This is a genomic window from Kitasatospora sp. NPDC032150 (assembly GCF_055579945.1).
Genome location: NZ_JBVIMH010000010.1, coordinates 95,591 through 115,396 on the forward strand (window position 1 = coordinate 95,591; position 19,806 = coordinate 115,396).

Genomic DNA, 19,806 nt, shown 5'->3' on the forward strand with positions numbered 1-19,806 from the left:
TCGCTGACGGTACGTGCGGTGTGGTCACGTATCGCCGTACTGCTTGTGGGCACTGATCTCTTCTAGACGGTCGAGGAGTTCGTCCTCGCGCTGGTTGAAGGTTTCCTCGTCGATGTCTCCTGCCAGGAGTGCCTTCTCGAGTGCGGCGAGTTCCTGTTGGACGGGCGCGGGGTCGTAGTACTTGTCCTCGGCGGCCTCGAGGACGCGTCCCAGTACCCACACGGTGCCGCGCACGGGGGCGAGGGGAAGGGTGAGGATCTGCGTGAACAGGCCCATGGGTGTCCTTCCTAGACGAAGCTGTAGGCGGGCAACGGGCCGTACATCCGGAAGTCGAAATCCTCACCGAGTTCGTCGGTGAGGCCCTTCTCCGCGGCGAGGAACCGCTCCTGGTTGTCCCGGTCCACCAGGAAGGAGATGCTCAGGAAGTCGTCCCCGGTCGGCTCGGAGGTTCGCTCCTGGCGGGTGTACGGGCGAAGCACTTCGGCGATTCCGGCGGCCAGGGCCTGTTGACGTGTCTGGACTTCCTTGACGACGAGCTCGCCGAGCGCCAGGGGCAGGTCCGGATTGGTGTCACCGGCTTTGATGTCGTCGTTGAGGCGCTTGGCCTCGGAAGACTCCGTCAGTACCTGGCGGAGCAGTACGTCCTCGTCGATGGCCGCCTTGAGGTGGTATTCCACGCAGCCTTCCAACGCGTTCAGTTGCTGCACGTAATCGTCGCGTCCTTGTTCGAGCGCCTGCCGCACGGCGTCGTCGTCGGCGGCGGTGAGGCCGAACCGCAGCGGAAGGATGGTGCCGGCGGCCATCAGCCGTTGCTGGACGGTCTGGTGGGCCAGGAGGTCGCGGCGTTTGGGCCGCAGGTCCTCGGCTGCATCGCTGACGATCGCGGACAGCGGTCCGGCACGCACGGTGCGCAGCGGAGCGGGAGGATCTCCCACACCGGTGAGGCCGTCCAGGTCCTGGGGGTGGCTCGCGGCGGTGATGGAGTACACGTAGACGGCCATGTTCACTCCTCACGCCGTCTGGCGGGTCGGCGGGTGGGCCTTTCGCGTACGAGCTCGGGCTCTTCGTCGCGGTCGCCCTCCCGGCGGAGGGACTCGGTGATGGCCTCGACGGCTCCGGTGAGTGCGCCCTTGCTCTTGCCGCGGGCTCCGCCCTCGGTGATCCTCCCGACGACATCGGTGAGCTGGGCCGGTGCCTTGCGGCCGGCCTCCAGGTCCAGGCGATTGCACGCTTCGGCGAAGCGCAGGTAGGTGTCGACGCTGGCTACGACGACCCGAACATCGATCTTGAGGATCTCGATGCCGACCAGGGACACGCGTATGAAGACGTCGATGACGAGTCCGCGGTCCAGAAGCAGTTCTAGGACGTCGTAAAGACCTGAGGTACCTCCACCCCTGGAAACACTGCCTACGCTCTGCGGCACCACGGTCATGGTGCCTCCCTTCCGTGCCCGCCGCTTCGGCGGAACACTGTTCACCCGCCTCCACGCGGGAATCTCAGGTGGGTCGGTCGATCTGTCCGCGGGTGTAGCGGCGGATCCGCTCGTACGCCATGAGTTCGCCCTCCTCGTCCAGCGTCACCCGGTAACTGGCGATCACGCTGGTCGTCTCGGGGATGCGTTCCAGTTCCACCACCTCCACGTCGGCCTGCCAGCCGTCCTCGACGGATTTGAGTGCCGAAACGGATTCCGGGGGACGGCCGAGCAGTTCCGTGAGCTGTTGCGCTGCGTAACGCATTGCCTGCGGCGCCGAAACCCGGCGCCGAGGAGGTCGTCTCGTCTCCCCCGCCTCGCGGCGGGTTCCACTGGAACCGGCGCGACCGGTGGCCGGGTCTACGTGGGCAGACCTTCGTGGTCTCGCGCCATCCTCCTTGTCTGGGGCCATTTTCCTTCTCCGGAAATCGGGGACGACGTCCTCGCCGTACTGGCTTGCACTTGCGGGCAACCCACTTCATGGCCATCCTCCTCTGGCCGGCCCAGCAGCGCACCCGCGTGCGGAACCGCCGTCGTGCTCTCCACCGTCTACCCGCCTTCGGGGATCCAACTCGCCCCAAACCTCAGTGCCTTGAAGTGCGGCTCGTCGTGGGCCATTCGGGACATTCGGCTTGTGGCGGCTCATTACCAGTGTTGGCGCCCCACGTGTACACGCCGGTTGGCTGGCCAGACTGAAAGTACGGAGCGCGCGCCGGTGCGGACACCGCATTCGAGGGCGCCGGACCGCCGAGGTCCAAGGCCGCGGACATCAACCACCGGGGCCGACAAGGGCGTCCTTGAATCACCGCAGCCGTCTTGGGCTCATGGAGCTGCGGACTGCCGCAACGTGATGCGTGGACAGTTGTGCCACTGAAGGACGGAAACCTTCCGTTGACTGCAGGACTGCTGACCCTCCAGGCTCGGCACCCCGAACAGGGCTGCGGCATCACGTGGGTTCCTGGCGTTGTGCCGGTCCAATCGAGAAGGGGCGAATGCCGGAAAGGATGACCCCCATGAATGAAACCACCAAAGTCGCTCTCGCGGCTGCGGTCATCGGCGGGTACGCACTGGGCCGGGCGAAGAAAGGGCGTCTCGCACTCGCTGCCGCGACGTACCTCGCGGGCCGACGGATCGGACTCGACCCGCGGCAGCTCGCCGCTCGGGGACTGCGACGACTCGCCGAGGTACCGCAGCTGGCGGAGCTGAACGACCAGGTCAAGGGAGAACTGCTGGAAGCCGGCAAGAATGCGGTGGCCGCTGTGGCCGACCGCCGCCTCGGGGATCTCGCGGACTCCCTGCGGGAACGCACCCTCAACGTGGGCAAGCCGAAGTCCCGGGAGGAGCCGGAGGAGGAAGAGACCTACGAGGAGGAGCCCGAGACCGAGGAACCGGAGGAGGAGCCCGAGACCGAGGAACCGGAGGAGGAGCCCGAAGAAGAGGAGGAAGAGGAGGAGCTCGAAGAACCACGCCAAGAGCGCCCCCTGCGCCGCCGTCGCACTGCCCCTGCGACCGAGGAACGCGAACGGCCGCGAGCCCCGCGGGCAGCCGCCACGGCTACGTCCAAGGCCTCGGGCGCGCGCAAGCCCGCGAGGAAGGCCGGCGCCCCCGAGAAGACGGCTCCGGCGGTGAGAGCCAGAGGCGAGAAGCCATCGACGACGAAAGCCCCGGCCAAGAAGACCAAAGCAGGCAGGGACACCGCCGCCAAGGCATCCAAGCAGTCCACCGGGCGGAGGTAGATCATGCCCAGGACGCAACAGGAGCCCCGCCCGCGCTCGAACCTCGACCGGCTTGGCGAAGAGGCCGTCAACTACCTCGGTGCCCAGCTGGAGCACCTGGTCGAGAAGGCGGGAGACAAGATCACCGGCGCTACGGATCAGCTCACGGATATCGCGGCGAACGGAGGCGTGCTGCCCAAGGTGGGACTCCGCGTCCTACAGGGCGACTCACCGGTCAAGGCTTTCCTCGGTGAACAGGCGAAGAGCCTCAAGAACAGTGTCGTTGACAAGGTCAAGGAGAAGTTCGGCAGAGGCAAGCCCGGTCGTAAGGCCGGAAAGAAGGTCATGAACATCGTGGAGGCCGTCGACATCGGTGTGCCTCTGCGGATCGTGTACAACCACTGGACCCAGTACCAGGACTTCAGCGGCTTCACCAAAGGCGTGCGCAGCGTCTCCCAGGTCGACGAGGTGTCCAGCAACTGGAAGGTGAAGGTCGGGCCCTCGACCCGGGGCTGGAAAGCGACCGTGCAGGAACAGGTGCCCGACGACCGTATCGTCTGGACTTCCGAAGGCGCCAAAGGCTCCACTCGCGGAGCCGTGAGCTTCCACGAGCTGACGCCGACCCTGACCCGCGTCGTCCTCGTGGTGGAGTACTACCCGTCGGGGTTCTTCGAGAAGACCGGCAACATCTGGCGGGCACAGGGCCGCCGGCTGCGCCTTGACTTCAAGAATTTCCAGCGGCACGTCTCCTTCACCACAGACGAACCCGAGGGCTGGCGAGGTGAGATCCGCGACGGCGAGGTCGTCCGTACCCACGAGGAAGCCATGGAGGAGGAAGCCCGGGAAAACCAGCGGGCGGGCGAGTACGACGAAGAGGAACCCGAGGACGAGTACGGCGACGAAGAGGAAGAGGACCGGTACGACGACGAGGAAGAACCCGAAGACGAGTACGGCGACGGGGAGGAGGGCGGCGAGGACAGGTCCGGCTATGACGAGGAGGACCGCGAGGACTGAGTTCTCCCCGCCACTGCCGGTGGCGCCCCGCCCGGCGCCCCCGGCTTCCGGAGAACGGCTCGGCTCCGCCTGGTGATGGCGGAGCCGATCGCCGTGCCCCGTGCGGAAGGTCCGGCTTGGCGGACCACGACCTGGCCAAGGCGCGGTGCCTTCCGGTCAGCCGCTCACGCGGACGGCCGTTTCCTGCTGTTCAAGACGTTTTTTCGCAAGCAGGTTAGAGACACGGAAAACGGGCAAACGAACGGCTGATTCTGCGAAGGAGAGCAGCATGAGCACAGGAAAGAAGATCAAGCACGCCGCCGAAACGGCCAAGGGCAAAGTCAAGGAAGTGACTGGCAAGTCGGTGGGCAACGAGAGTCTCGTCGCCAAGGGAAAGGGTGCGCAGATCAAGGGCGATGTGGAGCAGGCCGGCCAGAAGTTGAAGGACGCCCTGAAGCATTAGCCAACACCAGCAGCCCTGGGATCCGGCGGACTCACAACCGGACTGGTGGCGGCCGCGGGTACTCGGCCGCCATCGGCGTCGGGGTGCCTGGTAGATCGTGGCAGCCAGAACCTCGACGAGCACGTGACACGCATGATCGGTCCCGGTGTGGGCAGAGGCTGGCTGAGCAGCCGTCCCAGCATGAGGAGGCAGTCATGAGCGGCGCGGACAAGGTCCGAAACATGGCCGAGAAGGCCAAGGGTCACGCCAAGGAAGCCATCGGCAAGGTCGCCGGCGACCGCCCGGCTGAGGTCGAGGGCAAGACCGACAAGGCGAGCGCTGACCTCAAGCAGGCGGGAGAGAAGGTCAAGGACGTCTTCAAGCACTGACGTCCTCGTACGGCACCCACGCCGCGCGGCTCCGCGCCGTGTCGGCCGACCCGTAAACGCCGTAGCCCGCCCGGAGACCGACCCGGGCGGGCTACGACCCTGGCCTCACGGGGTGGCCGGGTTCGGTACGCCCGACGTTGAAGGGGCGCGGAGGCGCAGCGCCTCGGCGAGGGCCGGGAACACCTGGAACACGGCGTCGGTCTGGGTGATCTTCAGTACTCGTTGCGCCTGCGGGCTGGGGGCGGCGAGGACGAGAGGCACACCCAGGGCGAGTGCGGCGCGGCGGGTGGTGAGCAGCGCGTTGAGGGCGTTGGTGGTGAACAGGTCGACGGCGTGCAGGTCGATCACGATGAGTGCGGGGTGCTGGGCGAGGGCCTGGCTCAGTTCGTGGCGCAGGTGCTCTTCGTTGTCCATGTGGACGTAGCCGGCGAGGGAGCAGACCAGGGCGTCGCCGATGCAGGTGGTGGACGTCTTCAGGTCCAGGCTGGCCATGGTGTGCCTTCCGATCGGCCCGACGGGAGGTGCCCTGCGGCGGCAGGTCGACGTCGCTGCGGCGGGGCGTCGTGCGGGGGCATTCAGGTGCGGGGCCTTCCGGGGAGTGCCAGCGTTCGCGGGGATCGTTCCCGGCTGTCCAGGCCCGCGCGCGCCTGACGCACACCTCGGTCACTTCGCTGGGCATCCGGACCTGGAGGCGGCCGCGGAGGCGACGCCGGCGTGGCGGCTTGGGTGGTGGGCGTGGGCATTGCGGTGCGGGGTGGTCACGGCTTTCCTCACCCTGTGCTGCGGGCGGGCGATGCCGGAGTAGGGATAGGTTGATCGTGCCAGCGGGAAGCGATCCGCTCCAGGCTCTCCCACAGCTCGGTGGCGGTATCCCGCTGGTAGGCCGCGGTGTCTTGGAGGGATTCGCTGGCGGTGAGGTAGGCCTCGAGGCCGGTGACCGCGTGGCGGACCGTGCGGCGCAGCGGTTCGACGCGGCATGCGTGGTCACCGCTTACGCAGGGGCGGCCGATGTGGTCGTAGAGGAAGGCGGTGAGGGCTTCCAGGTTGTCGCGGGTGAGGTTGTCCACGGTGACCTCTTCGCGAGGTGGGCAAGGGTCGCGGTTCGCGAGGCGATCCTGCTTGCCCTTCAACCATTCGCCCGCAATCGATGCATGTCAACGGTTACGCGGCTTTTTTTTCGTGCTTACGACTGCGTGAATCGGTGGTCGTGGGCTGGGGTTGTGGACGAGCGCTCCTCGGCGGCGCGGCACTGGACCTTCTTGACGAACCACGCCCGCGTGCCCGTGCAGATCGCCCGCGATCCCGGGCTCAGGGTGCGTGACATCGCGGCGCGCTGCCTGCTGACCGAGCGGGCCGTTCAACGGATCATCGTCGACCTCGAAGAGGCCGGCGATGAGGCCGGCTACCTGACTCATGAACGCAACGGCCGCAGCAACCACTACCACGTCCTGGCCGCCAAGCAACTACGACATCCGGCCGACGCCGGCCCCGATCTCGCCGAACTCCTGGCCGTTCTCCTGGGCTGAGATCACCTGGACCGCCTGCCCCGGATGGGACACGGCTGCGCGGGTCAGGTCGAAGGGCGACCGCCGGTCCGGACCGAAGAGGAGACTCCGACGGCGACTGTGGAGTGGTCGTGGGCTAGGGGCAGGTGAGGGAGACACGGGCTGGTGCCACGCCCGTGTTGCGCGCAGGGGAACCCTGCGCGCGGTGCTTGTCGCTGTCGGCGTGTCAGACGGCCGGCTTCTGGACGGAGGCCGGCTTGGTGGCGAGAAGTGCCGTGATCTCATCGGCGAGGTGCGGGCCGAGCTCGCCCCAGCCGTCCTTGTAGCCGTAGACGCCGGCCAGGGTGCGGGCCTCGTAGTCGCCGTTCATGATCTCGATGTCGTCGGCGGTGATGAGTGCCGGGTGGGCGACGCCCATGGCCGCCGAGACCTTGATCAGCTCCCTGCGCAGGGTGCGCAGGTAGATGGCGGCCCGGGTGGCCTTCGAGGTCGGGTCGAGGCCGCGGGCCAGCCACGGGTTCTGGGTTGCGATGCCGGTGGGGCACTTGTCGGTGTGGCACTTCTGCGACTGGATGCAGCCGATGGACAGCATCGCCTCACGGGCCACGTTGATCATGTCGGCACCCAGGGCGAAGGCGACCGCGGCGTTCTCGGGCAGACCGAGCTTGCCGGAGCCGATGAAGGTCAGGTCGTCGGTCAGGCCAAGCTCGGCGAAGGTGCCGTAGACCCGGGAGAAGCCCATCCGGAACGGCAGCGACACCGAGTCGGTGAAGATCAGCGGCGCGGCACCGGTGCCGCCCTCGCCGCCGTCTATGGTCACGAAGTCGACACCACGGTCGCCACGCGCCATCAGCGTGGCCAGCTCCTGCCAGAAGCCCATCTCTCCCACCGCGCTCTTGACCCCGACCGGCAGACCGGTCTCGGTGGCGAGCAACTCGACGAAGTCGAGCATCGAGTCGACGTCGCTGAACGCGGTGTGCCGCGACGGGGAGGCGCAGTCCTTGCCGACCGGGATACCGCGGATCTGGGCGATCTCCGGCGTCACCTTCGCGCCCGGCAGCATCCCGCCCAGACCTGGCTTGGCGCCCTGGGAGAGCTTGATCTCTATCGCCTTGACCGGGGCGCCGGCGACCACGTCCTTGAGCTTGTCGAGGTTGAAGCTGCCGTCCTCGTTGCGGCAGCCGAAGTACGCCGTACCGATCTGAAGGACGAGGTCGCCGCCGTTGCGGTGGTACGGCGAGAGGCCGCCCTCACCCGTGTTGTGCATCGTGCCCGCCAGTGCCGCCCCCTTGTTGAGCGCCGTGATGGCCGCGCCGGAGAGCGATCCGAAACTCATCGCCGAGATGTTCACCACGCTCGCCGGTCGGAACGCCTTGGCGCGCCCGCGCGGCCCGCCCAGCACCTTCGCCGAAGGCAGCGGGGCCTGCGGATCGTGCGCGTCGGGCAGAGTGCCGGCGAACGTGCGCTGCTTCAGGTAGGCGTGCCCCTGCACGTGCTCGACGTCGACGTCGGTTCCGAACCCGAAGTAGTTGTTCTCCTCCTTCGCCGACGCATAGATCCAGGTGCGCTGGTCACGACTGAACGGGCGCTCCTCCTCGTTGGAGGTCACGATGTACTGGCGCAGCTCCGGCCCGATCGTCTCCAACAGGTACCGGGCGTGCCCGATCACCGGGAAGTTCCGGAGCAGTGCGTGCCTCTTCTGAATGAGGTCGCGGGCAGCCAGAACGGCCAACGCTGTTGCGGCGACCGCGCCGATCTTCCGGGCGTGCATGAACGTTCCTCCTCGATGCACGACTCCATCGCCATGTGGTGGAGTCGTTGTGTCGTGTTGGGCGTTGGACGACGGGCACGGCCAAGCGGGCATCAGCGTCCGTCGAAGAATGCGAGATGATATTAGGAGGTCGCCCGGACGGGCATGCGGTCAGGGGGCTGGTCCGAGGCTGTCTCCGCCCCTGGCCTGCGCGCCTGTTTCATGGCATCACCATGGCGATCTGAAGGGGTGTCAGGTGAACGGGGTTGAGCAGAGCGACATGCGACTGGGCGGGGAGCTGGACCGGGTACTCGCACACAGCGGGCTGACCAGGCGGATGCTTCTCGCCTGTTGGGCACCGGTCCGCCTTCGCAGTGGTCGGTGCTTGTCCTGGCCACTGTGAGTCTCAGCCGGGCAACGGACCCCATCGAAAACGGAAGGCGCGCCGGTACCCGCCGGCATCCTGCGGGACGGCGGCCCGCTCAGGCTTGGCCGTGTCCGCTTCCAGGCCGGGTCGTCCATGTCAGCAGCCGCCCGGCGGCCAGGTGGTCACCAACCGGTCCGGCCCCAGACCGGCCCGAATCGCGCCGCTCGGGGCGGCAGTTGATCTCGACGGCGGTTCCGGCCTCGGCACAGGCCGAGAAAACGGCCTCGGCGTCGAACCGGGACTGTGGCCGCTCCCGGCCGGTGATGAGCCGGCCGGTGCAGTGTCCGCGCACGTCGACGTGCGGGTTGCGCACCGCCGCCACCATCAAAGGGCGGTCATCGGCCCCGGCTCCGCACGCAGCTTCGAGTGCACCGAGGCCACCACCACATCGAGCCGCCGGAGCAACTCCTCCTCCTGATCGAGCGCGCCGTCCTCCAGGATGTCGCACTCGATTCCAGCGATTCCAGACAGGAGCCGAAAGGGCCCGATCCGGGCGTTGACGGCTGCAACCGCCCAACTCGGCGATCACGAGCAGCACATCGCCGCGGGTCTCGACTGGCGGCTGGGGCCACGAGTACGCCAAGATCTACGCGCTGCTCGTCAAGGCGTTGGAGCGTTCGAACCGGGCCGGGCTGGCGATGTTCGCGATGCGCGGCAAGGAGGGTACCTGACCGCCGTGCGTGCCGACGGCGGCCTGATTGTTTTTCCGATCCCTGAAGTTCACGGATCGGATGTGAGCTGGGTTGATGCGTCGCCCCGCGATCGTCGGCTCCCGCGGCGTAAGTCAAGTCTGCTCGACCGCCGCACCCCAGCTCAACCGCCTGCCGCCGCCGGCCACCTGCCACTGGCTGTGACGACGCCCAACGCGGTCCATCCGACAGGGCGGGTACCTGCTCCGATCGCGGCCGGTGATGCGGTGGATGCGCTCGTGGACTCCCACCGTCGTCGGAACGACGCGCACCGTGCCGCGGCTGGTGGCTGCTGCGCCGGCCGCGACCTGGCACGGTTCCTGATGCGGCGCGGGGGCGGTCGTGGGAGGTTGGTTCTCCGAAGGCGGACGCCGCGTGGAGCGGCCGTCCGGGGCGGTGACCCACCGTAATGCCGGACCGGCTCGGAGGTGTCTGATGGCCGTGTCGATGGGAGTCGAGGAGGAGTTCCACGTCGTCGACGTGGAGAGCCGCATGCTGGTGGCACGGGCCCACGAGGTGCTGGACCGCCTGCCGGAGTGCGGCTTCGTCACCGAGTTCCTGCAGTCGGTCGTCGAGTCCAACAGCGGCGTGCACGTCACGCTGGACGCCCTGCACGAGGATCTGACCCGCTCCCGGCAGACCATGTCCGAGGCCGCCTCCGGACTCGGGCTGGCGATCGTCGCGGCCGGCACCGCACCGCTGGCCCGGGTGGGGACGGTGGACGCGACTCCCCACCCCCGCTACCTGCACATGGTCGACGAGTACCGCGTGGTGGCCGACGAGCAGCTGATCTGCGGCGTGCAGTTCCACGTGGACGTGCCCGACCGTGACACGGCCGTGCGCGCGATGTGCGTGATCTCGCCCTGGCTGCCCACGCTGCTGGCGCTGTCCACGAGTTCGCCCTTCTGGCTCGGCAGGGACACCGGTTACGCCAGTTGGCGGACACTGCTGTGGCAGCGGTGGCCCACCAGCGGGCCGGCCGGCTGCTTCGCCTCGGCGGCCGACTACGACGCGGCCGTGACGGGTCTGGTGCGCTCCGGAGTCATCAGCGACGCCGGGATGGTCTACTACGACATCCGGCCCTCCGCACACCAGCAGACTCTGGAACTGAGGATCTGCGACGCCTGCCCCCGGGTGGAGACGGTGGTGATGATCGCCGGGCTGTTCCGCGCGCTGGTGGTGGATGCCTGCGCCGCCGTACGGGGGACCGACGAGTGCGGGCACACCCGGCCGCAGTGGCTGCGCGCCATGACCTGGCGAGCTGCCCGCTCGGGGCTGGGCGGCGACCTGGTCGATCCGACCACTGGCCTGGCGGGCCCGGCGCGGGCCGTGGTCCGCACGATGCTGACGCGGTTGCGGCCGACGCTGGAGGAGTTCGGCGACTGGGAGCTCGTCTCGGCGGTGGCGGAGGAGACCCTGGACCTGGGCGACGTCGCCCACCAGCTACGGCGGATCGCCGCCGGTGGGGACCTGGCGGCGGCCGTCGACTTCCTGGTGGCCCGAACCCGCGCCCACCCCGCGACCGGAGCCCCCGTACCAGCCCGGACGGAGGTGAGCGGGCATGTGCGGGCTGAGCGGTGAGATCCGCTTCGACGGCGGGCGCCCTGACCTGGCCGCCGTGGAGCGCATGACCGACCGGCTGGCGGCCCGCGGGCCCGACGGCCGGGGCATGTGGTCGCAGGGCGCCCTGGCCCTCGGCCACCGGCGCCTGAAGATCATCGACCTGTCGGAGCGCGGTGCCCAGCCGATGACCGATTCCGAGGCGAGGCTGACCGGGGTCTTCAACGGGTGCGTCTACAACTACCGGGAACTGCGGCAGGAACTGGAGGCGCTGGGGCACCGCTTCTTCTCCACCTCCGATACCGAGGTGCTGCTCAAGGCCTACCGGCAGTGGGGGACGGCCTGCGTCCTCCGCCTGTTCGGCATGTTCGCCTTCGCCGTGGCCGAGTTGGACACCGGACGGCTGGTGCTTGCCCGCGACCGCCTCGGGATCAAACCCCTCTACCTGGCCCAGCGGCCCGGCCGGCTGCGCTTCGCTTCCTCGCTGCCCGCGCTGCTCGCGGGCGGCGGGGTGGACACCTCCCTCGACCCGGCCGCGCTGCACCAGTACCTGAGCCTGCACGGCACGGTCGCCGCGCCGCGCACCGTGCTCGCCGGGGTGCGCAAACTCCCGCCGGCCACCGTGCGGGTCGTGGAGCCGGACGGCCGCCAGTACGACGAGTGCTACTGGCAGCCGTCCCACCGCCGCCGGCCCGAGCACGCGGGCATGGACCCCGCCGACTGGCGGGACGCCGTGCTCGACGCGCTGCGCACCGCCGTGCAACGCCGCACCGTGGCGGACGTGCCGCTCGGGGTGCTTCTCTCCGGTGGCCTGGACTCCAGCCTGATCGTTGCGTTGCTGGCCGAGTCCGGCCAGCACAACCAGGCCACCTTCAGCGTGGGGTTCGAGACCGAACGCGGCGAGAAGGGCGACGAGTTCCACTACTCCGACCTGGTGGCCCGGGAGTTCGCCACCGACCACCACCAGATCATGGTGCCCTCCGATCGGCTGCAGACCGCCGTGGACAGGGCGGTGAGCGCCATGAGCGAGCCGATGGTCAGTCACGACGTGGTCGCCTTCCACCTGCTGGCGGAACAGGTCTCCAAACACGTCAGCGTCGTGCAGAGCGGGCAGGGCGCCGACGAGATCTTCGCCGGGTACCGCTGGCATCCCGCCCTGGCGGCCGTTCCGCGCGAGCAGGAGCCCGAGACCTTCGTGCGGACCTTCTTCGACCGCTCGCACGCCGAACTCGGCCGGATCCTCCAGCCCGACCTGCTGACGGAACACGACGCCTCCGGCGAGCTGGTGCGTGCCCACATGGCGGCCGAGGGCGCCGAGACCGCCCTCGATGCGGCCATCCGGCTGGACACCCACGTCCTGATGGTCGACGACCCGGTCAAACGGGTCGACAACATGACCATGGACTGGGGCTTGGAAGCCCGCGTACCGTTCCTGGACCACGAACTGGTCGAGCTGGCCGCGGCCTGCCCACCAGAGCTCAAGCTCGCCCACGGAGGCAAGGGGGTCCTCAAGGAGGCCGCCTGGAAGCTGCTTCCGCGCGAGGTCGTCGACCGGCCCAAGGGCTACTTCCCGGTTCCGGCGATCCGGCGGATGGCTCCGCAGGTACTCGACCGGATCCGCCAGGCCCTCACGGCCCCCGAGGCCAGATCCCGGGGGGTCTTCCAGCAGGCCTACCTGGCCGAGCTGCTCGCCGCACCGGACGCCCACCGCACAGCACGCGGGGCGAACGCCCTGTGGCAGGTGGCCCTGTTGGAGATGTGGCTGCAGTCCCACGGGATCGACTGAACGGGAGGCGCGGCGTGGCGAACCGGCAGACGGATCCCGGGGCCCCGGCGGCCCCCCTGGCCGAGGCCCTCCCGGACGCCCCCGGCGACAGGGAGACGCACAGCCCGGTCAGCGCGCACGGCTGCTGGTACCCCTCGGCGGACCCCACCGGCGCGCGGGTGGCCTTCATCTGCAACCGGGGCGGCGTGCCCCAACTGTGGACGGGAACGGCCGACAGCGACGACGTGCGCCTGCTGGACACCGGACTCGACCCGGTCATCGAGGTCTCCTGGTCCCCGGACGGCCGCTGGATCGCCTACACCACCGCTCCCGGCGGCGGCGAACTCACCCGGGTGCTCTGCGTCCGACCGGACGGCAGCGACCGCCGGGTGCTGGCCGGCGCGGCGCCGGGCAGCACCGCCTACCTCGGCCGCTGGAGCCGCGACGGTTCGACCCTCGCCATCACCGCCACCGACCCGCCGGCGGGCCCACCCACTGCGGAGCACGGCGGCCCCGGCCCCGCCGCTCCCCCGTCGTACCAGGAGGTGCCGCCAAGGGAGCGGGTCAGCGGTGACGGGCACCCGGTCCCGCTCGGCGGCGTGCATTGGGGTGAAGTCGGAGCGCCCGTCCCCAGCGCCGCACCGCTGACCGCGCTGCGCCCGCCGGCGACCGGCGCACCCGCGCCCGAGCCTCATCTCACCGGCGGCGGGCTGGCCGTCTACCTGGCCGATCCAGCCGGTGTGCGCCCGCCCGAGCTCATCGCCACCGAACCCGCCGGTGCCACGCTGCGGCTGTGCGACAGCACCGCGGACGGTCGGCTCGTCCTGCTGCTGCGCGGACCGCGCGGCAGACGTGAGGCCGTGGTGCTGCGCACCGCGGACCGCGTGACGGCCTACGCGCTGCCGGTGGCCGACGGCGATCCGTGGATCGGCCGGTTCTCGCCCAACGGGCGGTGGCTCCACCTGCGCAGCGACGCCGAGCGTGAGTTCGCGGCCCTGGTCACCGCCGAGCTCGGACCGGACGGAACCTGCCTGTGCCGTGCGGTGACCGCGCAACGCGAGGACGCCGACCTGGAGTTGCTGTCGATCCCGGACGACGGCCACAGCGCCGTCCTGGCGTGGAACATGCACGGCCGCACCGAGCTGGAGGCCATCGCCCTGCCCGCCGCCCCGCCGCGGTCCACGGCGCCGCGCGCCGGGGGCGCCGGGAACGTCGGGGGCGTCGGGAACGTCGGGGGCGTCGGGCTGAACGCGGACGGATCCACTGACGCCGGACACCCCGCGCGTGCCCTGTCGCTGCCGCACGAGGTGGTGACTCGCATCAGCCCGGCGGGCCCCCGGGGACTGGCACTGGCCGTCTCCGGCTCCCGCCGCCGGCCCGGTGTCTGGCACACGCCCGACGGTCTGACACCGCTGCGCACCCCGTGGTCCTCGCGTGACGAGGACGTCGTGGCACCTGACCAGCACCCGCCGGTCCGTCCCGAGCACCTGCGTCTGCGGTCCCGCGACGGGCTTGCCCTGAGCGGCTGGTACTACCGGGCCTCCGGCCGCGAGCCCGACAGCCGGGCGCCGTGCGTCATCCACTTGCACGGCGGGCCGGAGCAGCAGGAACGGCCGGTGTTCGATCCGCTGTACCACGAGCTGCTCGGCCACGGCCTGGACCTCTTCGCCCCCGACGTGCGCGGTTCGCTGGGCGCGGGCCGTTCCTTCGTCAACGCCGACCTCGGCGACAGGCGGTTCGCGGCGATCAACGACGTCGCGGACTGCGCGACGCACCTGATCACCCTCGGCCTCGCCGACGTCCGGCGGCTGGCCGTGATGGGGCACTCCTACGGCGGGTACCTCACGCTGGCCTCCCTGGTCTGGCACCCGGAGCTGTTCCGCACCGGTGTCTCGGTGTGCGGCATGTCGGACTTCCTGACGTTCTTCGCCGGCACCGAGCCCTGGATCGCGCGATCGGCCGCCGCCAAGTACGGCCACCCCGAACGGGACCGTGAGCTGCTGCGCGCCCTGTCCCCCATGAGCCGCATCGACGCACTACGGGTACCGGTCCTGGCCGTCCACGGTGAGCACGACACCAACGTCCCGCCAGGCGAGTCCGAACAGTTGGTGCGGGCAGCCCGGCAACGGGGCATCCCCGCCGAACTGCTGATACTGCCCAACGAGGGCCACGAGTTCCGGCGCACCCGAAGCCGCGTCCTGTTCCGCCGCACCGCGGCCGCCTGGATCGAGCGCCACGTCGCCGAGTGACCGACCCGGCGGAACCCTCCACGAGTACCAACATGCCGCATGACCAGGCCGGACGATTTTTCGGCACCCGCAGCGCCCCTGGCCGTCACCACCCCGATCCCGCACAGCTCGCACCAGCCGGCCGAACCGCTCGTCCGCAGTCCCGTGAACGAGCAGATCCGACGTTCCGCTCCGTCCAGTCCGACGTCAACACCCCGGCACCTGGCCGGGCGGCGGATCACCCGCCCGTGATCGGGCCGAGGTAGGTACCGCCGGAGACGTCGATGATCTGGCCGGTCACCCAGCGGCCCTGCGGACCCGCCAGGAAGCCCACCACATCTGCGACGTCCCCCGGCTCGCCGAGAGATGCCCGGCACGATGGGCGCGACCGGAACGGGCGGCATGCCGGGCATGCCGGGCATGGAAATGGCCGGCGGCGTCCGAAGTCAGTTTTCCCGGCCCACTGTTATCGTTCGGGTGAACGGTGACGGCTACGTGATGGCAAGGGCTGCGCCCGCCGCTACGCGGTCTCCTCGCGGCCTGATGTGCCGTCAGCTGGACGGGTCGCCATGGCGTCATCCAGGGCCTGTCCGGGCGTGGTGACGGCCTCGCGGGCGGCGTCCGGCAGCACGTCGCCACGTTGCGGGGGCCGGGCCGGCTCCGGTGTCACCCGGAGGTGCAGTGCGGCGAGCAGCAGGCAGAGCGCGGCCATTGCGGACCACAGTGCGGTCGTCCCCGCGCGGGCGAGCAGTTGGGTGCCGAGGACGGGTGCGAGCGTCGCGGCGACGCCCCAGCTGGTACCGAAGACGGCCAGGTAGCGGCCGCTTCCGCCGGGTGGCGCGAGGTCGGTGACGAGCGCGTAGGCGCGGCCCATGACCAGCAGGTTGCCGAGGCTCCACACGGCGGCCGGGGCGAGCAGCGCGGGCAGGGTGCGGGCGAGGGCGTAGCCGGTCAGCCCCGCGGCCAGGAGGAGGTGGGCGAGGGCGAGCGCGACGGGCGTGGTGAGCCGGGTCGCCCAGGGCCGGTGGACCAGTGGCTGGGCGAGCACGGTGGTGGCCGCGGTGGCGGTGAACAACAGCCCGGCGTAGGCGGCGGGCAGGCCCTGCCGCGCGAGTGCGAGCGGCAGGGTCATCACGGTCTGCTGGTTGATCAGGGCGTAGGCGGTTCCGGTGGCCAGAATGCTCAGCAGGGCTCGGTCGCGCAGTGGTCGCACGGCGGTGTCGTCCTGGTCCGCTCCGGGTGGTTCGGGACGGTCGCGCGGGAGGGCCAGCCGGATCAGCAGCGCGCAGGCCACGCACGTCGCGGCGTCGGTGACGAAGAGCCAGCGCAGGTCCCAGCGGCCGAGCACGGCTGCGAGCAGCCCGGCGCCCATGCCGCCCGCCGCGAGCGCGGCGCTGAACAGGCTGAACGCGCGCACCCGGTGCCGCTCGGGCACGGACTCGCCGATGATCGCCTGGCTCGGGGGCTCGTAGAGCTCGAAGGCCAGCCCGAGCAGCACTGCTCCGGCGACCGCCCAGGCGAGGGACCCGGAGGCCGCGATCGCCAGCTGTGCGACGGCACATCCGCAGAGCCCGAGCACGATGGTCGTGCGCCGCCCGATCCGGTCGGCCAGTCGTCCCCCGGCCAGCCGCGAGGGGATCGTCGCGAGCCCGAAGGCGGCGCTGACCATCCCGGCGGTGGTCAGACTCGCTCCGTAGTCGGTGCAGATCAACGCGGTGAGAAAGGGCAGCGAGAAGGCTCCGAGCCGGTTGACGACCCGGGCGAGTAGCAGCAGGCGGACGGTGCGGGGCAGCGGTTCGGAGCGCAGCACTGCGCCTCCTGTCACTGGTGAATCGCCTAATGTTGGTGACAGACACCGTAGGTAGGCGAAGGGTAACTGGTCAAGTGTTGTTCGACAGTCACATGCGCACCCTGCTCGATGCTTCCGTGGCGCTCGTCAACGCACTGACCGACGGTGAGGCGCGCGGCCGTCGCTACCTCGCGCCCGAGGGCGCCGAGCGGATCGGCGCGGTCCGCGCGGCGCTCTCCGCCGGGGCAGACCTGGGCGCCGACGAGGCCGACCGGTTGGCCGACACCGCCCGCGCCCTGCGCACCGTGTTCGAGGCCGTGGCCGCCGACCGCATCGACGACGCGGCCCCCGCCCTCAACGCACTGCTGCGCGAGACCGGCGCCCGTCCCCAACTCGACCGGGCTCCCGGAGAGCCGTGGCAGGTCCACTTCCACGGCACCGACGACTCCTACGCCGTCGGCTGGAGCGCCGGCTGCGCCACCGGCCTCGCCATGGCCCTCGGCGGCGACTACGCCGGACGCCTCGGGGTCTGCGCGGCCCCGCGCTGCGACCGCGTCTATGTGGACACCTCCCGCAACGCCGGCCGCCAGTTCTGCTCGACGGCCTGCCAGAACCGGGTCAAGGCAGCGGCGTTCCGTGCGCGGCGCGCGAGCGACGAGGCGTGAGCCTCGGTCCCTCACCTGCGCGAGCCGGATGAGGGCTTCCGCCGGCCAGGCCGGCTTTCCGACGTCGGTGGCGCGGGCGATCGCGAGGCCACATACGGCAGGGTGTCCGGCAGCGCGTCCTTGCCGACAAGCGCCTTGGCCACCCCTGTACCGAGCAGGTCGGTCGGAGCGGGCGTGTCGGGCGCCCTGCCCGATCAGCATCGCCACCTTCTCGCCGGCGTCGAGGACATCAGGCGTGCCGGACGCTGGGGTCCGGGTGCCCCAAGTGGTGGACGCTCGGTAACGCATGAAACAGGCCATGCTGGGCAGCCGCGGCCGGGCGGGCCGTTGCTCGGCCGTTCTGACCTTCGCATAAGCGGCGAGAGTGCACTCATTACCCTGAGTAGCTCGATGATCGTGGTAGTAATACAGAGACCGTCTATCCCGGCGGCAGCAGACGTCGAGGAACATCGTCGAGCCAAGAGGTGCGAATGATGCCGGAACCGTCGCCCCCGACTACGGACGCCATGGAGATTTCCGTATCACCGGTCGGTTCCCACAACGAGTGGGATCCGCTGGAGGAGGTCATCGTCGGGCGCCTTGAGGGCGCGACAATCCCCTCCCACCATCCGGTCGTGGCATGCAATATCCCGCCATGGGCTGCGCGACTACAAGGCTTTGCCGCCGGCTTCAGATATCCGCGCTTCCTGATCGAGCAGGCGCAACAGGAGCTCGATCAGTTCATCACCCTCCTCGAATCCCTCGGAATCACGGTCCGGCGCCCCGATGCGGTCGACTTCAGGCAGCCCTTCCGCACCCCCTACTGGTCGTCGCACGGCTTTTGCAACACCTGTCCGCGTGACAGCCTTCTAGTGGTCGGTGACGAGATCATCGAAACCCCGATGGCATGGCCTTGCCGGTATTTCGAGACCCATTCCTACCGCCCAGTGCTCAAGGAATACTTCCGACGGGGCGCACGCTGGACCGCAGCGCCGCGGCCACAGCTCACGGACGAGCTGTTCGAGGCGAACTTTCGCACTCCCGCTGCGGGCGAGCCGATGCGGTACGTCCTCACCGAGTACGAGCCGGTATTCGACGCGGCGGATTTCGTGCGCGCAGGACGCGATCTGTTCGTCACTCGAAGCAACGTCACCAACCGCATGGGCATCGAATGGTTGCGCCGGCATCTGGGGCCTGAATATCGAGTCCATGAGATCGAGAGCCGCTGCCGCACGCCCATGCACATCGACACGACGTTCGTTCTACTCGCCCCCGGCAAGGTGATGGTCAATCCCGAATACATCGACGTCGATCGCCTGCCCGACGTACTGAACTCGTGGGACATCCTGATCGCCCCCGAGCCCGATCCGATCAACGAGCGCTTGCTCAACATCACGTCAATGTGCGGCAAGTGGTTGAACATGAACACGCTCATGATCGACGAGAAACGCGTCATCGTCGATCGCCATCACACGAAGACACTGCGGGCACTCGAGAACTGGGGCTTCGAGCCCATCCCGTGCGATCTGTTGCACTACGCACCGTTCGGCGGATCATTTCACTGCGCGACACTCGACATCCGGCGCCGCGGCGGTCTCGAATCGTACGTCTGATGACGGGCCAACGGCCTGGCGTCAGTGGTGCAACGCAAGGAGGCGCGGGATCACCCCGGCCACTCGCCGACGCCATCACGAGGCGTTCGCCCTCATGCGCGCCGATACCGTCGGGTTCCGTACCGACACGGTCGGGCGGCTGTTCGGAAGCAATCCGCGGACATTCGCGGACTGGTGCGCGCAACGCCAGCGCCTTCCGGCAGGCGGAGGGCCTCTGAACGTCCAGTCCACGCGGGCGTGTTGCAGAAACCTCACTCGGCATCACTGCCCCCGTGCACGGTTCCGGCCACGTGTGAAGACCGATCACTCGGGGCTTCCGGCGATCTCGAGTGCGAGTACCTGGAGGATCTCCTCCGTCGACGTCTCGGACGCGGTTCGTTCATAGGCATCTGCGACGGACTGGAAAGCCAGGACGAATCCGGTGATCAGCGCGCTGAGAGGCCGGGAGAGCTGCTTCAGCACGGCGAGCCCGGCCTCCTCCGGATCTGCGTCGGCCGGAACGATGAAGTAGTCAGGGATCACGTCGCCGAGCAGGTCCGAGACATAATCCGCTCCGGCACCACTGCGCAGGGCAGTGAGCGCCGCAATAGCCTTGAGCTTGATCTCGTTCTCGGTCATGAAGCGAGGGTAAGAGCAAACCACCACCGAGTCGCGGCGTCGCCGCCGGTATGAGAGCGTGCCGTCAACGAGAACGGGCTGCCTCGCGAACACCGGCTGTATCCGCCTCAGACAAGTGGTCGGTCAGCTGCCGGTCTGTTTGACCACGTCCGGCACGCGGCTCTTGCTCGCACCCACGAGCAGTTCCGCTCGTTCGGCGGCGACTGGA

At 69.4% G+C, this 19,806-nt stretch carries 19 protein-coding genes and 2 pseudogenes; 10 read left to right on the forward strand and 11 right to left on the reverse strand.

Annotation, left to right across the window (positions count from 1 at the left end; translation table 11 throughout):
• Window positions 1-24 precede the first annotated feature (24 nt).
• The 4 genes from ACZ5ON_RS14480 to ACZ5ON_RS14495 all read right to left on the reverse strand — a co-directional run bounded on the left by ACZ5ON_RS14480 (window position 25) and on the right by ACZ5ON_RS14495 (window position 1,883).
• A complete protein-coding gene (locus ACZ5ON_RS14480; protein WP_465590961.1) occupies window positions 25-276 on the reverse strand; it encodes a gas vesicle protein GvpG in 252 nt (83 codons plus the stop codon).
• Between the two features lie 11 nt (window positions 277-287).
• Window positions 288-1,001: a GvpL/GvpF family gas vesicle protein gene (locus tag ACZ5ON_RS14485; RefSeq protein WP_465590966.1), complete on the reverse strand. Its 714-nt coding sequence runs from the start codon at window positions 999-1,001 to the stop codon at window positions 288-290.
• Window positions 1,002-1,003: 2 nt separating this feature from the next.
• Complete coding sequence (locus ACZ5ON_RS14490) at window positions 1,004-1,432, reverse strand: gas vesicle structural protein GvpA (protein WP_465590970.1); 429 nt, start codon at window positions 1,430-1,432, stop codon at window positions 1,004-1,006.
• Window positions 1,433-1,496: 64 nt separating this feature from the next.
• Window positions 1,497-1,883: a gas vesicle protein GvpO gene (locus ACZ5ON_RS14495; RefSeq protein WP_465590973.1), complete on the reverse strand. Its 387-nt coding sequence runs from the start codon at window positions 1,881-1,883 to the stop codon at window positions 1,497-1,499.
• A gap of 601 nt (window positions 1,884-2,484) precedes the next feature.
• Here ACZ5ON_RS14495 and ACZ5ON_RS14500 point away from each other — a divergent pair.
• From ACZ5ON_RS14500 to ACZ5ON_RS14515, 4 genes are all read left to right on the forward strand, one after another.
• Entirely contained in the window at window positions 2,485-3,207 is a 723-nt protein-coding gene (locus ACZ5ON_RS14500) for a histone protein (protein ID WP_465590976.1), read from the forward strand.
• Between the two features lie 3 nt (window positions 3,208-3,210).
• On the forward strand, window positions 3,211-4,200 hold the full coding sequence (locus ACZ5ON_RS14505) for an SRPBCC family protein (protein WP_465590981.1): 990 nt from the start codon (window positions 3,211-3,213) through the stop codon (window positions 4,198-4,200).
• 268 nt (window positions 4,201-4,468) lie between these two features.
• The gene (locus tag ACZ5ON_RS14510) at window positions 4,469-4,642 is read left to right on the forward strand and encodes a CsbD family protein (protein WP_465590984.1); all 174 of its coding nucleotides are present in this window, start codon (window positions 4,469-4,471) and stop codon (window positions 4,640-4,642) included.
• A gap of 194 nt (window positions 4,643-4,836) precedes the next feature.
• The gene (locus ACZ5ON_RS14515) at window positions 4,837-5,010 is read left to right on the forward strand and encodes a CsbD family protein (protein ID WP_465590987.1); all 174 of its coding nucleotides are present in this window, start codon (window positions 4,837-4,839) and stop codon (window positions 5,008-5,010) included.
• Between the two features lie 105 nt (window positions 5,011-5,115).
• On the opposite strand, the gene ACZ5ON_RS14520 is transcribed toward ACZ5ON_RS14515, so the two are convergent.
• Together ACZ5ON_RS14520 and ACZ5ON_RS14525 are read right to left on the reverse strand one after the other, a co-directional pair.
• Window positions 5,116-5,502 (reverse strand): STAS domain-containing protein, encoded by a 387-nt coding sequence (locus tag ACZ5ON_RS14520; protein ID WP_465590990.1) that lies wholly within the window; start codon window positions 5,500-5,502, stop codon window positions 5,116-5,118.
• A gap of 278 nt (window positions 5,503-5,780) precedes the next feature.
• On the reverse strand, window positions 5,781-6,077 hold the full coding sequence (locus tag ACZ5ON_RS14525; protein WP_465590993.1) for a hypothetical protein: 297 nt from the start codon (window positions 6,075-6,077) through the stop codon (window positions 5,781-5,783).
• A gap of 153 nt (window positions 6,078-6,230) precedes the next feature.
• On the opposite strand from ACZ5ON_RS14525, the gene ACZ5ON_RS14530 reads away from it, so the two are divergent.
• A complete protein-coding gene (locus tag ACZ5ON_RS14530; RefSeq protein WP_465590996.1) occupies window positions 6,231-6,536 on the forward strand; it encodes an AsnC family transcriptional regulator in 306 nt (101 codons plus the stop codon).
• Window positions 6,537-6,741: 205 nt separating this feature from the next.
• Here ACZ5ON_RS14530 and ACZ5ON_RS14535 read toward each other — a convergent pair whose 3' ends face one another.
• Together ACZ5ON_RS14535 and ACZ5ON_RS14540 are read right to left on the reverse strand one after the other, a co-directional pair.
• Window positions 6,742-8,286 (reverse strand): FMN-binding glutamate synthase family protein, encoded by a 1,545-nt coding sequence (locus ACZ5ON_RS14535; protein WP_465590999.1) that lies wholly within the window; start codon window positions 8,284-8,286, stop codon window positions 6,742-6,744.
• Between the two features lie 551 nt (window positions 8,287-8,837).
• Window positions 8,838-9,202: pseudogene (locus ACZ5ON_RS14540) on the reverse strand (PHP domain-containing protein); the annotation flags it as partial.
• A 614-nt stretch (window positions 9,203-9,816) separates the two neighbouring features.
• Between ACZ5ON_RS14540 and ACZ5ON_RS14545 the strand changes: the two are divergent.
• Genes ACZ5ON_RS14545 through ACZ5ON_RS14555 form a run of 3 tightly spaced genes read left to right on the forward strand, consistent with a single transcriptional unit; the run spans window position 9,817 to window position 14,955 of the window.
• On the forward strand, window positions 9,817-10,962 hold the full coding sequence (locus tag ACZ5ON_RS14545; protein WP_465591002.1) for a carboxylate-amine ligase: 1,146 nt from the start codon (window positions 9,817-9,819) through the stop codon (window positions 10,960-10,962).
• Window positions 10,943-12,727: an N-acetylglutaminylglutamine amidotransferase gene (locus ACZ5ON_RS14550; protein ID WP_465591007.1), complete on the forward strand. Its 1,785-nt coding sequence runs from the start codon at window positions 10,943-10,945 to the stop codon at window positions 12,725-12,727. Before ACZ5ON_RS14545 ends, ACZ5ON_RS14550 begins: the two co-directional genes overlap by 20 nt.
• A gap of 14 nt (window positions 12,728-12,741) precedes the next feature.
• The gene (locus tag ACZ5ON_RS14555) at window positions 12,742-14,955 is read left to right on the forward strand and encodes an alpha/beta fold hydrolase (RefSeq protein WP_465591012.1); all 2,214 of its coding nucleotides are present in this window, start codon (window positions 12,742-12,744) and stop codon (window positions 14,953-14,955) included.
• A gap of 217 nt (window positions 14,956-15,172) precedes the next feature.
• Here ACZ5ON_RS14555 and ACZ5ON_RS14560 read toward each other — a convergent pair.
• Together ACZ5ON_RS14560 and ACZ5ON_RS14565 are read right to left on the reverse strand one after the other, a co-directional pair.
• Window positions 15,173-15,298 (reverse strand): annotated as a pseudogene (locus tag ACZ5ON_RS14560) (short-chain dehydrogenase); the annotation flags it as partial.
• 156 nt (window positions 15,299-15,454) lie between these two features.
• Window positions 15,455-16,744 (reverse strand): MFS transporter, encoded by a 1,290-nt coding sequence (locus tag ACZ5ON_RS14565; RefSeq protein ID WP_465591015.1) that lies wholly within the window; start codon window positions 16,742-16,744, stop codon window positions 15,455-15,457.
• 74 nt (window positions 16,745-16,818) lie between these two features.
• Between ACZ5ON_RS14565 and ACZ5ON_RS14570 the strand changes: the two genes are divergently transcribed.
• The gene (locus tag ACZ5ON_RS14570) at window positions 16,819-17,388 is read left to right on the forward strand and encodes a CGNR zinc finger domain-containing protein (protein WP_465591018.1); all 570 of its coding nucleotides are present in this window, start codon (window positions 16,819-16,821) and stop codon (window positions 17,386-17,388) included.
• Between the two features lie 506 nt (window positions 17,389-17,894).
• Window positions 17,895-18,980: an amidinotransferase gene (locus ACZ5ON_RS14575; RefSeq protein WP_465591023.1), complete on the forward strand. Its 1,086-nt coding sequence runs from the start codon at window positions 17,895-17,897 to the stop codon at window positions 18,978-18,980.
• A 303-nt stretch (window positions 18,981-19,283) separates the two neighbouring features.
• Here the strand turns inward: ACZ5ON_RS14575 and ACZ5ON_RS14580 are convergent, their stop codons facing one another.
• Window positions 19,284-19,598, reverse strand: a complete 315-nt coding sequence (locus tag ACZ5ON_RS14580) for a hypothetical protein (RefSeq protein ID WP_465591025.1) — start codon at window positions 19,596-19,598, stop codon at window positions 19,284-19,286.
• Window positions 19,599-19,806: the final 208 nt, after the last annotated feature.

Bases quoted from the DNA above. Each gene is read 5' to 3' on its own strand.
- ACZ5ON_RS14480 (WP_465590961.1), bottom strand. From the start codon at position 276: ATGGGCCTGTTCACGCAGATCCTCACCCTTCCCCTCGCCCCCGTGCGC.
- ACZ5ON_RS14485 (WP_465590966.1), bottom strand. From the start codon at position 1,001: ATGGCCGTCTACGTGTACTCCATCACCGCCGCGAGCCACCCCCAGGAC.
- ACZ5ON_RS14490 (WP_465590970.1), bottom strand. From the start codon at position 1,432: ATGACCGTGGTGCCGCAGAGCGTAGGCAGTGTTTCCAGGGGTGGAGGT.
- ACZ5ON_RS14495 (WP_465590973.1), bottom strand. From the start codon at position 1,883: ATGGCCCCAGACAAGGAGGATGGCGCGAGACCACGAAGGTCTGCCCAC.
- ACZ5ON_RS14500 (WP_465590976.1), top strand. From the start codon at position 2,485: ATGAATGAAACCACCAAAGTCGCTCTCGCGGCTGCGGTCATCGGCGGG.
- ACZ5ON_RS14505 (WP_465590981.1), top strand. From the start codon at position 3,211: ATGCCCAGGACGCAACAGGAGCCCCGCCCGCGCTCGAACCTCGACCGG.
- ACZ5ON_RS14510 (WP_465590984.1), top strand. From the start codon at position 4,469: ATGAGCACAGGAAAGAAGATCAAGCACGCCGCCGAAACGGCCAAGGGC.
- ACZ5ON_RS14515 (WP_465590987.1), top strand. From the start codon at position 4,837: ATGAGCGGCGCGGACAAGGTCCGAAACATGGCCGAGAAGGCCAAGGGT.
- ACZ5ON_RS14520 (WP_465590990.1), bottom strand. From the start codon at position 5,502: ATGGCCAGCCTGGACCTGAAGACGTCCACCACCTGCATCGGCGACGCC.
- ACZ5ON_RS14535 (WP_465590999.1), bottom strand. From the start codon at position 8,286: ATGCACGCCCGGAAGATCGGCGCGGTCGCCGCAACAGCGTTGGCCGTT.
- ACZ5ON_RS14545 (WP_465591002.1), top strand. From the start codon at position 9,817: ATGGCCGTGTCGATGGGAGTCGAGGAGGAGTTCCACGTCGTCGACGTG.
- ACZ5ON_RS14550 (WP_465591007.1), top strand. From the start codon at position 10,943: ATGTGCGGGCTGAGCGGTGAGATCCGCTTCGACGGCGGGCGCCCTGAC.
- ACZ5ON_RS14575 (WP_465591023.1), top strand. From the start codon at position 17,895: ATGGAGATTTCCGTATCACCGGTCGGTTCCCACAACGAGTGGGATCCG.
- ACZ5ON_RS14580 (WP_465591025.1), bottom strand. From the start codon at position 19,598: ATGACCGAGAACGAGATCAAGCTCAAGGCTATTGCGGCGCTCACTGCC.